Below are 13,168 nucleotides of genomic sequence, written 5' to 3'. Positions count from 1 at the left end.
AGAGCAGTGCTCTCGAAATGGAGCATAGGACGGGTGCACCTGAAAAAGCAAGAGCAGTGCTCTCGTTCCGGAGCGTGTGTCATGATGGACACATGAAGGCGAACTCGATCAGGGCCCGCGTCCGCGCCGAGATGACGGACGAGATCAAGGAGATCGCCCGCCGCCACCTCGCCACCGACGGCGCCAACCTGTCACTGCGCGCCGTCGCCCGCGACCTGGGCATGGTGAGCTCGGCGATCTACCGCTACTTCCCGAGCCGCGACGACCTGCTGACCGCCCTGATCCTGGACGCCTACAACGCGCTCGGCGGCAGCGCGGAAAAGGCGGTGGCGGCGGTACCGGCCGAAGCCCACGCCGCGCGCTGGCTCGCCCTGGCCCGGGCCGTGCGCGACTGGGCGATCGAGCACCCGCACGAGTACGCGCTCATCTACGGCAGCCCGGTCCCCGGCTACCGCGCCCCGGCGGACACCGTGGCCGCGGCGACCCGGGCGGTGACGGTGCTCGGCGGCATCCTGCAGGCGGCGAGTGAGGCCGGCGCCCTGCGGCCGAACGAGGACGGGCTCCCGCCGGCCGGCTCGGTCGCCGACCTGGACCGCATCCGCGCGGCGATCGCGCCCGGCGTGCCGGCGGCGACCCTGGCGCGGGCGCTCTCGGCGTGGGTCGCGCTCTTCGGGCAGGTGAGCTTCGAGATCTTCGGGCAGCTGAGCAACACGATCAACCACCCGGCCGAGTTCTTCGAGCACCAGATGCGCGCCCACGCGCGGTACATCGGGCTGGAGGCTCCGGCCTAGGACTCGGTGGGGGTCAGGCGCGCGCGGGCGGTGTCCAGCCAGCCCTGGCAGATCGTCGCCAGCTCCTCGCCGCGCTCCCACAGCGCCAGGGACTCCTCCAGCGTCGAGCCGCCCGACTCCAGCCGCTCGACGACGGTCGCCAGCTCGGCACGCGCCTGCTCGTAGGTCAGCGTCGAGCCCGGCTCGGCCATCTTCCGCTCGCTCACGTGGTCGATCCTTGCACACGCTCCGCGACGGAGCGCGACGGCACTCAGGGGCGGAGCGCGACGGCGCGCAGGGCGACGTCGACGGAGGCCTGGAGATCTTCGCGGCTCGCGCCGGCCGCGGCGTGGACCGCGTGACCCTCGCTGAGCGCCATCACGAACCGGGCCAGCGCCCGGGGGTCGACGCCGTCCGGGAGGTCGCCCTCCCGCGCCGCGCGGGACAGCCGTTCCTCGAGGGCGGACTCGGTGGCGGCCCGGCCGGCGGCCAGGATCTCGGAGACGCGGGTGTTCTCCGGCGAGCAGGCGAGGCCGCCCTGGATGGACAGGCAGCCCGCGGGGTGGTCGGCGGCGGTGAGGCCGTCGGCGCTGGAGCGCAGGAAGGCCTCGACGGCGGCGTACGCGGTGGGCCGGTCGAGGGCGGCGCGAGCGGTCGCCACCTGGGCCTCGTGGTAGCGGGCGAAGGCGCGCTGGAACAGCTGCTCCTTGCTGCCGAACGCGGCGTACAGGCTCGGCCGGTTGATGCCCATCGCGCCGGTGAGGGCGCTCAGCGACGCGCCCTCGTAGCCGTGGCGCCAGAAGACCTCGGCGGCCCGGCCGAGGACGGTCTCCTCGTCGAAGGCCCGCGGTCGTCCGACGGTGGGCGTCTCGGTGCTCATGGGTCCAGCCTACCGCTCGGTACAGATCGTGACCCGGCTCACCAACCGTCCGGTACAAAAGTTGCTACGGTGGATTTCCAACCGAGCGGTACAAAATGGAGGCGACGCATGACCGTCACACTGATCACCGGCGCGAACAAGGGCATCGGCTTCGAGACCGCCCGGCAGCTGCTCGAGCTGGGCCACGACGTGTACATCGGCGCCCGCGACGCCGAGCGGGGCGAGAAGGCCGCCGCGGAGCTGGGGGCGCGCTTCGTGCCGCTCGACGTGACCGACGACGACTCGGTGCGCGCCGCGCTGGCGGTCGTCGACGCGGCCGAGGGCCGGCTCGACGTCCTGGTGAACAACGCGGGCATCCTCGGGGCCGGGGTCATCGACGGGCCGACGGCGCTGCGCGTGTTCGACACCAACGCGGTGGGGATCGTGCGCGTCACCGAGGCGGCGCTGCCCCTGCTGCGGCGGTCGGCGAACCCGACGGTGGTCACGCTCTCGAGCAGCCTCGGCTCGTTCTGGGCGGTGAACAACCCCGACCGGCCGGAGTTCGGCATGCCGCTGGCGCTCTACTCGGCGTCCAAGGCGGCGGCCACGATGCTCACCGTCCAGTACGCCAAGGCCCACCCGGGCATCAAGTTCAACGCCCTGGAGCCCGGCACCACCGCCACCGACATGACGGCCGCCTTCGGGGTCGGCCGGCCGGTGGCGGAGAGCGCCCGGACCGTCGTGCGCCTGGCCACCCTCGGCGCGGACGGCCCGACCGGCACCCTTACCGACGAGTCCGGAGCGCTGAGCTGGTAGCGCGCTTCACGTGGCGGAGTACGACAGGAACAGCACCTCGCCCGCGCGCCGGTAACCTACGCGCCCGTACACGCGCTCCTGGGGCTCGCCGGCCGGCGTGAGGAAGGCCAGGGTCGCGCCCGCGGCGAAGGCGGCGCCGGTCAGGTGCGAGGTGAGCGTGGCGCCGAGGCCCCGGCGCTCGTACCGCGGCCGCACCGCGATCCCGGCGACCTCGCTGATCCCGTCGCGCACGGCCACCGCGATCCCGCCGCCCGCCGTCTCGCCCGTCGCGGTCTCGCGGGCCAGGAGCTGGATCTGGCCCGACGCGGCCTTGGCGCGCGTGGCGGTGACGTGGGCCGCGGTCGGGGGCGCCTCGCCGAAGGCCTCGTGCTGGGCCGCGAGCATCGCCTCGATCTCCTCGTCGGTGGTCGGGGTCACCAGCTCGAAGCCGGCCGGCACGGGCTGCTCGGTGGCGGTGTCCGGCCCGCACTCCATGAGCGGCAGGCGGTCGGCGACCGTGAAGCCCGCGGCGAGCAGGGCCGGCTCGACCGCCGGGGCCAGGCCGGGCAGGTACTCCAGGCGGGGCGTGCGGCCGCGGCTCGTGAACGCGGAGATCAGCGCCTCCACGTCGGCCGGGGCCGGGTCGGCGCCGGGGGCCGGGACGGCGTAGTTGAGGTACACGTTCGGGTCGTGCTCGGTGATCGTCACCGTGAACGGGCCGGCCTGCACCACCTCGCGGCCGCTCTTGGCGCTGGCCAGCATGTAGTCCTGGAGTCGTCGGGACACAGCGTTCCTTCCGGAGAAATCGGTCCTAAACTGGCCGGAACGACATCATCCCGCATAAATGGCAAACGTCAAGAGGCGGCGTTCGCGCCCAGCTCGCCCTCGGCCAGCCGGATGCGCAGCCGCTCACCCTCGGCCACGTCGGCCGGGGCGCGCACGACGGCGCCGTCGGCGCGCTGGACGATCGCGTACCCGCGCTGCAGCGTCGCCAACGGGGACAGCGTCCGCAGCCGGGCCAGGGTGTGCTCGAGCTCGCTGCCGGCCCGGTCGAGGCGGTGCACGAGGTTGCGGGTCGCGCGGGCCCGCAGGGCGGACACGTCGGCGGCCCGGGTCTCGACCATGGTCAGCGGGCGCGCAACCGACGGCCGCGAGCGCAGCGCGTCGAGGCGGTGCTGCTCACGGTCCAGCCGGCCCCGCAGGGCGCGGTCGAGGCGCTGCTTGGCCTGGCCGATGAGGCGTACCTCGTCGGCCAGGTCGGGCACGATGCGCTTGGCCGCGTCGGTCGGGGTCGAGGCGCGCAGGTCGGCGACGAAGTCCACCAGCGGCACGTCGGTCTCGTGGCCGATCGCCGAGACGACCGGCGTGCGGCAGGCGAACACCGCGCGGCACAGGGCCTCGTCGGAGAAGGGGAGCAGGTCCTCGATCGAGCCGCCGCCGCGGGCCAGGACGATCACGTCGATCGTCTCGTCGCGGTCGAGCACGGCGAGGGCGTCGAGGATCTGCGGTACCGCCGACGGCCCCTGCACCGCGACGTTTATCACCCGGAAGTCCACGGTCGGCCAGCGGCGCCGTGCGTTGGTGAGCACGTCGCGCTCGGCCGCGCCGGCCCGGCCGGTGATCAGGCCGACGCGGTGGGGCAGGAACGGCAGCCGGCGCTTGCGCTCGCGGGCGAAGAGCCCCTCGGCGGCGAGCAGCTTCTTGAGCTGCTCCAGGCGGGCCAGCAGCTCACCGACGCCGACCTGGCGGATCTCGTCGGCGCGCAGGCTCAGCGAGCCGCGCGCGGCGTAGAACTCGGGCTTCGCGTGGACCACGATCCGGGCGCCGTCGGTCAGGTTGGGCGCGCCGAGGTCGACGACGTCGCGGTTGGTGGTGACGGTCAGGCTGAGGTCGGCCGACGGGTCGCGCAGCGTGAGGAAGACCGTGTTGGTCCCGGGCCGCCGCGTGACCTGCGCGACCTGCCCGTCGACCCAGATCCAGCCGAGCCGGCCGATCCACTGCGCGATCTTGTTGCTGACGACCCGGACCGGCCAGGGCTTCTCACTGCTCGACGCCTCATCGGTCACCGCAACACCCTAACCACGCAGGTACGCCAGCACCGCGCGGACGCGGCGGTGCACGTCGTCGTCGGGCGGCAGGTCCAGCTTGGCGAGCAGGCCGTTGATGTGCTTGGCGACGGCCGCCTCCGACACGACCAGGGCCCGGGCGATCGCCGCGTTCGAGCGGCCCTCGGCCATGAGCGCCAGCACCTCGCGCTCGCGGGGGGTGAGCCGGGCGAGCGGGTCGCGGCGGCGGCCGAGCAGCTGCCCGACCACCTCCGGGTCGACGACGGTGTGGCCGGCGGCGACGCGGGCGACGGCGTCGGCGAACTCGGCCACGTCGCCGATGCGGTCCTTGAGCAGGTAGCCGACGCCCGCCCGGCGGCCCGACTCGAGCAGTTCGGCGGCGTAGGTCTGCTCGATGTACTGGCTGAGGACCAGCACGGGCAGCCCGGGGTCCTCGGCGCGCAGCCGGATCGCGGCCTGCAGGCCCTCGTCGCCGAACCCGGGCGGCATCCGCACGTCGGTGACGACGAGGCCGGGCCTGTGCTCGCGCACGGCCTCGACCAGTGCGTCCGCGTCACCGACGGCGGCGACGACCTCGTGGCCGAAGCGGCGCAGCAGGCCGGCGATGCCCTCGCGGATGAGCACGCCGTCCTCGGCGATCACGACCCGCAAGACGGTTCTCCGGAGGCGGTCACGAACCGCAAGGAAGCTCCACGTGTACCACCGTAGGCCCACCCACCGGACTCGCCAGCGCCACGGTGCCCTCCCCGGCCGCGACCCGGTCGGCGAGCCCCGACAGGCCGCTCCCGCGCGCCGGGTCGGCCCCGCCCCGCCCGTCGTCGCGCACCTGCACTGTGAGGCGGCCGCCGGAGACCGAGGCGACCACCCGTGCCCGCGTCGCCGCGCTGTGCTTGGCCACGTTGGCGAGGGCCTCGACGACGACGAAGTACGCGCACGCCTCCACCGCCCCCGGCAGCCGCTCCGGCAGCGCGACCTCGACGTCGACGGGCAGCGGCGCGCGGTCGGCCACCTCCAGCAGGGCCGCGTGCAGTCCCCGGTCGGAAAGGATCTTCGGGTGTACCCCGCGAATGAGCTCGCGCAGCTCGGTCAGCGCCTCCTTGGCGAGCTCGTGCGCGCGGGCCACCGGCTCCGCGCCCGGCGCGCCCGGCGGCAGCTCGAGCCGGGCCAGGCCGAGCTGCATGCTCAGCGCGAGGAGCCGCTGCTGCGCCCCGTCGTGCAGGTCGCGCTCGATGCGCCGGCGCTCGACCTCGAAGGCGTCGACGAGCCGGGCCCGGGAGCGGGCCACCTCGGTGAGCTCGGCGCTGGTCTCCATCCGCGGGCCGAGCACCGCCTGCGTGATCGCGGCGCGGGCGGCGGCCCAGGCGCTCAGCGGGTACAGCAGGACGATCCCGAGAATGACGCCGAAGACGGCGCCGGCGAGGGTCAGCGACAGCGGGGTGTCGTCGTGGATGTAGAGCGGGCCGCCCACGAGCGCGGTCACGATCCAGAACCACAGCGCCACGACCATCCCGTCGAGCCAGCACAGGGCCGTGACCATGAGCATCGTGTAGCCGAGCTCCCGCCACGTCGCCGGCTCGGCGAGCCGCGTCGCGACCCAGCGGCGCAGGCCGGGCCGGTCGGGGCGGCGGTGCGGGTCGGTCAGGCGGATGTCGTCGACCATGCGCAGGCGCCGGCGCTCGACGCGGGCGACCACGATGCCGGACAGGGCCGCGGCCAGGAAGCCGGCCAGCCCGATGACCAGCAGGCTCAGCGCCGCGCCGGCCAGCAGCAGCCCGAGCAGCACCGCGCCCGCGGCCAGGCCGACGGCGCCGCCGGTGGTGAGGTACAGCAGCGACCGCCACGGCCACCAGGACGTGATGAACCGCATCGGGGGCAGCCGCAGCGCATCCATGACCGATCGGGGCTGCATGCTGCCGACCGTACCGGCGGCGCGCCTCCGTTGCGGTAGTGCTGGCGTTACCGGGAGATCTCACCGCCGCGCGACTGTGCCGGCGGCCTCGACCGGCTTCGATCAATGGCGTGACGACGACACTGCAGACCCATCAGGCGGTCGAGCTGTGGTCCGTGACCCGGCGCTACGGCGCGGGGGAGCACGCGGTGACCGCCCTCGACGACGTATCCGCCCGGTTCGCCCCGGCCAGCTTCACCGCGGTCATGGGCCCGTCCGGCTCCGGCAAGTCGACGCTGCTGCACTGCGCGGCCGGGCTCGACCGGGCCACCGCGGGCCGGGTGCTCATCGACGGCGTGGACCTCGGCCCGCTGTCGGAGAAGGCGCTCACCCGGCTCCGGCGCGACCGGGTCGGCTTCGTGTTCCAGGCGTTCAACCTCGTCGCCGCGCTCAGCGCCGAGCAGAACGTGGAGCTCCCGCTGCGCCTGGCCGGCCGCCGGGCCGCCGCCGGGCAGGTCGCCGCGGTGCTCGCCGAGGTCGGGCTGGCCGATCGGGCCGGGCACCGCCCGGGCGAGCTCTCCGGCGGCCAGCAGCAGCGGGTGGCGATCGCCCGCGCGCTGGTCACCGCGCCCGCCGTGCTCTTCGCCGACGAGCCGACCGGCGCGCTGGACAACACGTCGTCGCGCGAGGTGCTGCGGCTGCTGCGCACCGCCGTCGACCGGCACGCGCAGACCGTCGTGATGGTCACCCACGACCCGCTCGCGGCCGCGCACGCCGACCGGGTGCTGTTCCTCGCCGACGGGCGCATCGTCGACGAGCTGCGCGAGCCCCGCGGGGCGGAGCAGATCGCCGCCCGCATGGCCCACCTGGAGACCGGAGCCCCGCGATGAGTCTGGCCATGATTCGGTACCGCTGGAGCTCTTTCCTCGGCACCTTCGCCGCGCTGCTGCTCGGGGTCGCGGTGCTCGCGGGCAGCCTGTCGCTCTGGGCCGCGGCGCGCCCGCGCGTGCCCGGCGAGCTGGCCGGGGCGGCCGTGATCGTCGCGGCGCCGCGGTACGACCCGCCCGACGGGGGCTTCCCGACCTTCCGCCCATGGTCGGCCGGCGAGCTGGACCGGCTCACCACCGACCTGGCCGCGGTGCCGGGGGTCGCCGCGGCCGTGCCCGACCGGCCCTTCTACGTGCAGCGGATCGTCGACGGCCGGCCGGTGGGGGACCGGCGCGAGGCGCTGCACAGCGGCCGGCCGTGGGCCGGGACCGCGGCCCTGACCGCGGGCGCCGCGCCGTCCCGCCCCGGCGAGGTCGTGGTGGACGCGGCGCTCGGGGTGCCGGTGGGCGCGGCGCTGCCGGTGCTCACCGCGGCCGGCCCGGCGACGTGGACCGTGAGCGGCACCAGCGATCGGCCCGGCTTCTACGTCGCGCCGGCCACCGCCGACGGGCTCGCGGCCGGCCCGCGGTTCATCGCGCTGTGGCTGGCCCCGGGCGCCGGCGCGGCCGAGGTGGCGGGCCGGCTCCCCGCGGTGCTCGGCGGCCTCGGCACGGCGCTGACCGGCGACGCCCGCGGCGCGGCCGAGCCCGAGAGCGATCAGCGCACCCGCTGGATCGGCGCGCAGCTGATCATCGCCGTGGTCTTCGTCGGTACCTTCGTCGCGATCTTCGTGGTCGCCTCGACGTGCGCGTTCTCGGCGGCCCAGCGCCGCCGCGAGCTCGGCCTGCTCCGGGCCGTCGGGGCCACGCCCGGCCAGGTCCGCCGGATGCTGCTCGGCGAGGCCCTGCTGGTCGCGCTCGGCGCCGGCGTGCCGGGCGCGCTGCTCGGCGTCGCGCTGGCCCCGCTGGCGGCCGGCCCGTTCGTGGCGACCGGGCTGGAGCCGGCCGGGTTCCGGGTCGGGTTCACCTGGTGGGCGCCCGTCGCCGCGATCGCGGTGGGGCTCGTCGTCGCCGGGCTCGGGGTGTGGCTGTCGGCCCGCCGGGCCTCGCGGGTGCCGGCGCTGGAGGCGCTGCGGGTGGCCGCGGCCGAGCCGCGCCCGATGACGCTCGCGCGGTGGATCACCGGCCTGGCGCTGCTCGCCCTCGGCGGCGGCCTGGCCCTGCTCCTGCCCGGGTCCTCGGCCGAGCAGAAGCCCACGATCGTGCTGGGCTCGGCGATGGTCCTGCTGGTGGCGGCCGCCCTCCTCGCGCCGGTTTTCGTGGTGCCGATCGTGCGCCTGGTCACCTGGCCGGCCCGCCGCGGCCCGACCGGCCTGCTGGTGCGCGAGGGCGCGCGGGTGTCGGCCCGCCGGGTGGCCTCGACCGCGGCGCCCGTGCTCGCCGCGGTCGGCTTCGGGGTGCTGCTCGTGGGCACGTTCCAGACGGCGGACGCGGCGGTCGGGATCGAGGACACCGCGAAGATCCCGGAGTCGGCGGTGGCCGCGCGCTCCGGCGACACCCCCGGGCTGTCGGAGGCCGCGGTGCGGGCCCAGCCGGGGCGGTCCGTGCTGACCAGCACCGTCTACCTGGAATCGGGGCGGCCCCTGGTCGCGAGTGGCGTGCCGGGATCCGCCGGTCTCGTGGCCTCGCCCGAGCTCGGCTGGGCCGCGGGGCAGACCGTCCCCCTGCGCTTCGCCGACGGGGCGGTGGTGGCGGTGCCGGTCGCCGCCGTGTCGGACCGGGTCGGGTCCGTCGAGCTTCCCCGGGATCTGGTCCGCGCGCACGACCCGGCGGCCCTCACCGATGTGGTGTACCTCGCGGGCGACTTCGCCCCCGCGCCGGGCGCCGTGCGGATGACGGCGCGGCAGTTCGTGGAGCGGGAGGCGGCCGAGGAGGGTGACCTCATCGACCTGTTCCTGGGGGTGTTGCTGGCGATCTCGGTCGGGTACACCGGGCTCGCCGTGGCCAACACGCTGCTCATGGCCACGAACGCGCGGCGCCCCGAGTTCGACACCCTGCACCGCACGGGGGCGACCACCGGGCAGATCGTGCGCGTGGTGGTGAGCGAGGCGTTGCTCTGCGTGCTCGTCGGGTCGCTCCTCGGGCTGGCGGTCGCCGTGCCGGCGCTGTTCGAGAGCCGGGCCGGGCTGCAGGACGAGATCGGGGCGCCTGTGACGCTGGTCATGCCGTGGGGGACGCTCGCGGCGGTGGTGAGCGTGTGTGGAGTTCTGGCGGTGCTGGCGGCCGTGCTGCCGACTTTGCGGGCCCGGGGCGGCGGGGCGGTGGCACGTACCATGGCGGGGTGACTGCTTCGAAGCGTGTCCTGCTCGCCAAGCCCCGCGGCTACTGCGCCGGTGTGGACCGTGCGGTCCAGACGGTGGAGGAGGCGCTGAAGCTGTACGGCGCTCCGATCTACGTGCGCAAGGAGATCGTGCACAACAAGCACGTGGTCAGCACGCTGCAGGGCAAGGGCGCGATCTTCGTCGACGAGAACGACGAGGTGCCCGAGGGCGCGATCGTGGTCTTCTCCGCGCACGGGGTCGCCCCCGAGGTGCACGACCAGGCCAAGGCCCGCTCCCTGCGCGCGATCGACGCGACCTGCCCGCTGGTCACGAAGGTCCACCAGGAGGCCCGCCGCTTCGCCGCGGACGACTACGACATCCTGCTCATCGGGCATGAGGGGCACGAAGAGGTCGTCGGCACCACCGGCGAGGCCCCGGCCCACATCCAGCTGGTCGACGGGCCGGACGGCGCCGACAAGGTGACCGTCCGGGACCCGGCGAAGGTGGTCTGGCTGTCGCAGACCACGCTGTCGGTGGACGAGACGCTGGAGACGGTGGCGCGGCTCAAGCAGCGCCTGCCCCTGCTCATGTCCCCGCCGAGCGACGACATCTGCTACGCCACGTCCAACCGCCAGGACGCGGTGAAGGCGATGGCCCCGAACTGCGACATCGTCCTGGTCGTGGGCTCGCAGAACTCCTCGAACTCCCAGCGCCTGCGCGAGGTCGCCGTGGACGCGGGGGCCAAGGCCGGCTACCTGATCGACTACGCGTCGGAGATCCAGGACGAGTGGCTCACCGACGCGACCACGGTCGGCGTGACGTCGGGCGCCTCGGTCCCCGAGGAGCTGGTGATGGACGTGCTCGACTTCCTGGCCCAGCGCGGCTTCGCCGACGTGGCCGAGATCACCACGGCCCAGGAGAAGCTGGTCTTCTCGCTGCCCCAGGAGCTCAAGCGCGACATGAAGGCCCAGGCCGCGGCCCGCTCGGCCGAGGTGGCCAAGACCCTCTCCTGATCTTTTCCGGCGTTATTTCGGCGGCTCCTCTCGCAGCGCCGCCAGCAGCGCCTCGTACTCGTCGTCGACCAGCTCCGGGGCCTGCAGCTGGCGCGGGGTGGCCTCGACCTGGGGCGGGGCCGGCAGGTCGTCGCCGCTCACGCCCAGCTCGGCGAGCCGGCGCGCGCTGACCAGGACACGGCCCTCCAGGGAGCCGACCGCCCGGTTGTACGACGTCACGGCCGTCGCCAGGGACGTGCCGACCTTCGCCAGGTGCTCGCCCATGGTGCTCAGCCGCGCGTACAGCTCGCGGCCCGTCTGGTGGACCGCGAGGGCGTTGGTCGTCAGGGAGTCCTGGCGCCACGCGTAGGCGACGGTGCGCAGCAGGGCGACGAGCGTGGCCGGGGTGGCGAGGATCACGTTCCGCGCGAAGGCGTGGTCGAGCAGGCCCGGGTCGTGCTGGAGCGCCGCGTCGAGGAACGTGTCGGCCGGCACGAACAGGACCACGAACTCGGGGGCGGGCTCGAACGCGGTCCAGTAGGACTTGGCCGAGAGGGCCTCGACGTGGGCGCGCACGTGCTTGGCGTGCTGGGTGAGCCGGGCCGTGCGGCTCTGCTCGTCGGGGGACTCCAGCGCCGACAGGTACGCCTCCAGGGGCGCCTTCGCGTCCACGACCACCTGGCGCCCGCCGTGCAGGCGCACGACCAGGTCGGGGCGCACGACGCCGTCCTCGGTCGCGGCGCTGACCTGCTCGTCGAAGTCGCAGTGCTCGAGCATGCCCGCGGCCTCGACGATCCGCCGCAGCTGCTGCTCGCCCCAGCGGCCGCGGACCGTGGGCGCGCGCAGGGCCGAGACCAGGCGATGCGTCTCGGTGCGCAGCTCGCCGGAGACCTCGTGCATGGCGCGCACCTGCTCGCGCAGCGACTCGTAGGCCCCCACGCGGTCGCGCTCCAGCTCCGCCACCCGGCGCTCGTAGCGCAGCAGCGCCTCGTTGAGCGGCGCCACCGCGTCGGCCACGGCGTCCTGGGTCTGCCCGCGGGCCTCGAGCGTCAGCGCGCGCAGCGAGGACTCCAGCCGCGCCTCCCCGTCGCGGGTGGCCTGCAGCGTCGCCTCGAGCTTGGCCAGGTCGACGGCCGAGCGCGACCGGGCGGCGTACCAGCCGAGCGCGGCACCGAGCAGAAGACCGATGATCAGGAGGACGAGATCCACGGTATTCAGCATGCCGTAGGGGTATGACAGAAACCGGTACCGTCGGAGGCATGGGTTACTCGTCCTGGTTGGAGTGGTGACGGTGTTCGGCTTCGGGCGCAGGAAGCGTGAGGCGCAGCAGCTGGCCGATGCGCGGGAGGAGGCCCTGCGCTGGTACGAGCGGCTCGGTGGGCAGCTCATGAATCTCTCCGGCGACCAGCCGGCGGTCAAGCAGGCGCTGGTGGACGCGAGCGAGCGGTACAACGCCTCAGGCGGGCAGCTCGAGCGCGCGACAAGCCTCAAGCAGTTCGACCTCGCGCGCGAGACCGCGCTCGAGGGCCTGGCCTACATCCGCGCGGCCCGCACGGCGATGGGCCTCGACCCCGGCCCCGACCTGCCCCCGCTCGCGGGCGCCCGGGCCGGTCAGATCACCAAGGAGCGCGAGGTCAACGTCCAGGGCCACTCGTACCGCGCCAGCCCCCAGCCGGCGAACGGCACGCCGTACTACTACCCCGGCGGCGCCGTGGCCGGCCGCGGGGTACCCGCGGGCTGGTACTCCGAGCCCTGGTGGAAGACGGCCCTCGTGGCCGGCGCGTGGGGCATCGGCTCGGTCCTGGTCTTCGACGCCCTCTTCGACAACTCCTTCGGCGACCACGGCTACGACGCGGCGTACAACGCCGGCTTCGACCAGGGCCAGGACCAGGGGTACGACCAGGGCTTCGACCAGGCCATGGACGACGGCGGCGGTGACGGCGACGGCGGTGACTGGGACGGTGGCGACGGCGGCGGCTGGGACGACGGCGGCGGCTTCGACGGCGGCGACTTCGGCGGCGACTTCTGACCTGGCCGGCGGCCCCGGGTCTCGCGCCCGGGGCCGCCGCGCTCGCTCGGAAGATCTCTGACTCGCGTCTGTCGCGGACATGATCGAGCCGCGGCCCGCGGGGTTCTAGCGTCGCGCCCATGTTCGGACTCGGCCGGAAGCCCGGCGCCCAGGCGATCACCGCGCGCGGCGAGATCGTGCACGTCGACCTCGGCCTGCAGAACGTCGACGGGCACGGCCACGCCCGCTCGGCGCGGTACACGGTGCGCGTCCGCGTGTACCCCGACGACGCCGCCTCGTTCGAGGCCGCGATCAAGGTCAAGCTCCGCGGGACGGCCGGGCCCATGGTCGGGGAGGAGACCTGGGTGCGGTACGAGCCGGGCGCCGCCGGCCGCATCGAGTTCGACCGCGATCGCATCAAGGACCGCAGCTACGACCGCGTGCTGGCGAACCCGGGCCTGCGGGTGGTCGTCGACACCCTGTACCGCCACGGCGACCCGCCGGTGAGCGTCATCGCCACCGCCCGCTGAGGTCTGCTGGCCGCCTTGGTCGCGTCGGGCACATTCCGGCATAACCGAAATATCCGATAAGTCGCGGCGCGGA

The 13,168-nt window shown here is 74.6% G+C and carries 14 protein-coding genes; 7 read left to right on the top strand and 7 right to left on the bottom strand.

Annotated elements, in window-relative coordinates; genetic code table 11:
* Window positions 1-92 precede the first annotated feature (92 nt).
* Window positions 93-791, top strand: coding sequence for a TetR/AcrR family transcriptional regulator (locus AB0B76_RS25905; protein ID WP_360379943.1), 699 nt, complete (start codon window positions 93-95; stop codon window positions 789-791).
* Here AB0B76_RS25905 and AB0B76_RS25900 read toward each other — a convergent pair.
* The gene (locus AB0B76_RS25900; RefSeq protein ID WP_360380124.1) at window positions 788-982 is read right to left on the bottom strand and encodes an exodeoxyribonuclease VII small subunit; all 195 of its coding nucleotides are present in this window, start codon (window positions 980-982) and stop codon (window positions 788-790) included. The genes AB0B76_RS25905 and AB0B76_RS25900 overlap by 4 nt on opposite strands.
* Before the next feature lie 59 nt (window positions 983-1,041).
* Window positions 1,042-1,650, bottom strand: a complete 609-nt coding sequence (locus AB0B76_RS25895; RefSeq protein ID WP_360379940.1) for a TetR/AcrR family transcriptional regulator — start codon at window positions 1,648-1,650, stop codon at window positions 1,042-1,044.
* Between the two features lie 108 nt (window positions 1,651-1,758).
* On the opposite strand from AB0B76_RS25895, the gene AB0B76_RS25890 reads away from it, so the two are divergent.
* Complete coding sequence (locus AB0B76_RS25890; protein ID WP_360379938.1) at window positions 1,759-2,445, top strand: SDR family NAD(P)-dependent oxidoreductase; 687 nt, start codon at window positions 1,759-1,761, stop codon at window positions 2,443-2,445.
* 6 nt (window positions 2,446-2,451) lie between these two features.
* Here AB0B76_RS25890 and AB0B76_RS25885 read toward each other — a convergent pair whose 3' ends face one another.
* The 4 genes from AB0B76_RS25885 to AB0B76_RS25870 form a co-directional block, all read right to left on the bottom strand.
* Window positions 2,452-3,210 carry a GNAT family N-acetyltransferase gene (locus tag AB0B76_RS25885; protein WP_360379935.1) on the bottom strand — a complete coding sequence of 253 codons (759 nt, stop codon included), beginning with the start codon at window positions 3,208-3,210 and terminating at the stop codon, window positions 2,452-2,454.
* Between the two features lie 68 nt (window positions 3,211-3,278).
* Window positions 3,279-4,490, bottom strand: coding sequence for an exodeoxyribonuclease VII large subunit (gene xseA / locus AB0B76_RS25880; RefSeq protein ID WP_360379932.1), 1,212 nt, complete (start codon window positions 4,488-4,490; stop codon window positions 3,279-3,281).
* Between the two features lie 9 nt (window positions 4,491-4,499).
* Complete coding sequence (locus AB0B76_RS25875) at window positions 4,500-5,141, bottom strand: response regulator transcription factor (protein ID WP_360379929.1); 642 nt, start codon at window positions 5,139-5,141, stop codon at window positions 4,500-4,502.
* Window positions 5,142-5,160: 19 nt separating this feature from the next.
* Window positions 5,161-6,399: a sensor domain-containing protein gene (locus tag AB0B76_RS25870; RefSeq protein ID WP_360379926.1), complete on the bottom strand. Its 1,239-nt coding sequence runs from the start codon at window positions 6,397-6,399 to the stop codon at window positions 5,161-5,163.
* 110 nt (window positions 6,400-6,509) lie between these two features.
* On the opposite strand from AB0B76_RS25870, the gene AB0B76_RS25865 reads away from it, so the two are divergent.
* The 3 genes from AB0B76_RS25865 to AB0B76_RS25855 are packed head-to-tail and all read left to right on the top strand — an operon-like array spanning window position 6,510 to window position 10,578.
* Window positions 6,510-7,268 (top strand): ABC transporter ATP-binding protein, encoded by a 759-nt coding sequence (locus AB0B76_RS25865; protein WP_360379923.1) that lies wholly within the window; start codon window positions 6,510-6,512, stop codon window positions 7,266-7,268.
* A complete protein-coding gene (locus tag AB0B76_RS25860) occupies window positions 7,265-9,589 on the top strand; it encodes an ABC transporter permease (RefSeq protein ID WP_360379921.1) in 2,325 nt (774 codons plus the stop codon). The genes AB0B76_RS25865 and AB0B76_RS25860 overlap by 4 nt, the downstream gene beginning before the upstream one ends.
* Complete coding sequence (locus AB0B76_RS25855; protein ID WP_360379918.1) at window positions 9,586-10,578, top strand: 4-hydroxy-3-methylbut-2-enyl diphosphate reductase; 993 nt, start codon at window positions 9,586-9,588, stop codon at window positions 10,576-10,578. The genes AB0B76_RS25860 and AB0B76_RS25855 overlap by 4 nt, the downstream gene beginning before the upstream one ends.
* Before the next feature lie 12 nt (window positions 10,579-10,590).
* On the opposite strand, the gene AB0B76_RS25850 is transcribed toward AB0B76_RS25855, so the two are convergent.
* On the bottom strand, window positions 10,591-11,778 hold the full coding sequence (locus AB0B76_RS25850; RefSeq protein ID WP_360379915.1) for a DNA recombination protein RmuC: 1,188 nt from the start codon (window positions 11,776-11,778) through the stop codon (window positions 10,591-10,593).
* Between the two features lie 64 nt (window positions 11,779-11,842).
* On the opposite strand from AB0B76_RS25850, the gene AB0B76_RS25845 reads away from it, so the two are divergent.
* Window positions 11,843-12,586, top strand: a complete 744-nt coding sequence (locus AB0B76_RS25845; RefSeq protein WP_360379912.1) for a hypothetical protein — start codon at window positions 11,843-11,845, stop codon at window positions 12,584-12,586.
* 119 nt (window positions 12,587-12,705) lie between these two features.
* A complete protein-coding gene (locus tag AB0B76_RS25840) occupies window positions 12,706-13,095 on the top strand; it encodes a hypothetical protein (RefSeq protein WP_360379910.1) in 390 nt (129 codons plus the stop codon).
* Window positions 13,096-13,168: the final 73 nt, after the last annotated feature.

The sequence above is a fragment of the Dactylosporangium sp. NPDC049140 genome (assembly GCF_040648435.1).
This window is presented reverse-complemented; position numbering and strand designations above follow the sequence as displayed.

Coding starts and splice junctions, on each gene's coding strand:
- AB0B76_RS25905 (WP_360379943.1), top strand. CDS start 93: ATGAAGGCGAACTCGATCAGGGCCCGCGTCCGCGCCGAGATGACGGAC.
- AB0B76_RS25900 (WP_360380124.1), bottom strand. CDS start 982: ATGGCCGAGCCGGGCTCGACGCTGACCTACGAGCAGGCGCGTGCCGAG.
- AB0B76_RS25895 (WP_360379940.1), bottom strand. CDS start 1,650: ATGAGCACCGAGACGCCCACCGTCGGACGACCGCGGGCCTTCGACGAG.
- AB0B76_RS25890 (WP_360379938.1), top strand. CDS start 1,759: ATGACCGTCACACTGATCACCGGCGCGAACAAGGGCATCGGCTTCGAG.
- AB0B76_RS25870 (WP_360379926.1), bottom strand. CDS start 6,399: ATGCAGCCCCGATCGGTCATGGATGCGCTGCGGCTGCCCCCGATGCGG.
- AB0B76_RS25860 (WP_360379921.1), top strand. CDS start 7,265: ATGAGTCTGGCCATGATTCGGTACCGCTGGAGCTCTTTCCTCGGCACC.
- AB0B76_RS25850 (WP_360379915.1), bottom strand. CDS start 11,778: ATGCTGAATACCGTGGATCTCGTCCTCCTGATCATCGGTCTTCTGCTC.
- AB0B76_RS25840 (WP_360379910.1), top strand. CDS start 12,706: ATGTTCGGACTCGGCCGGAAGCCCGGCGCCCAGGCGATCACCGCGCGC.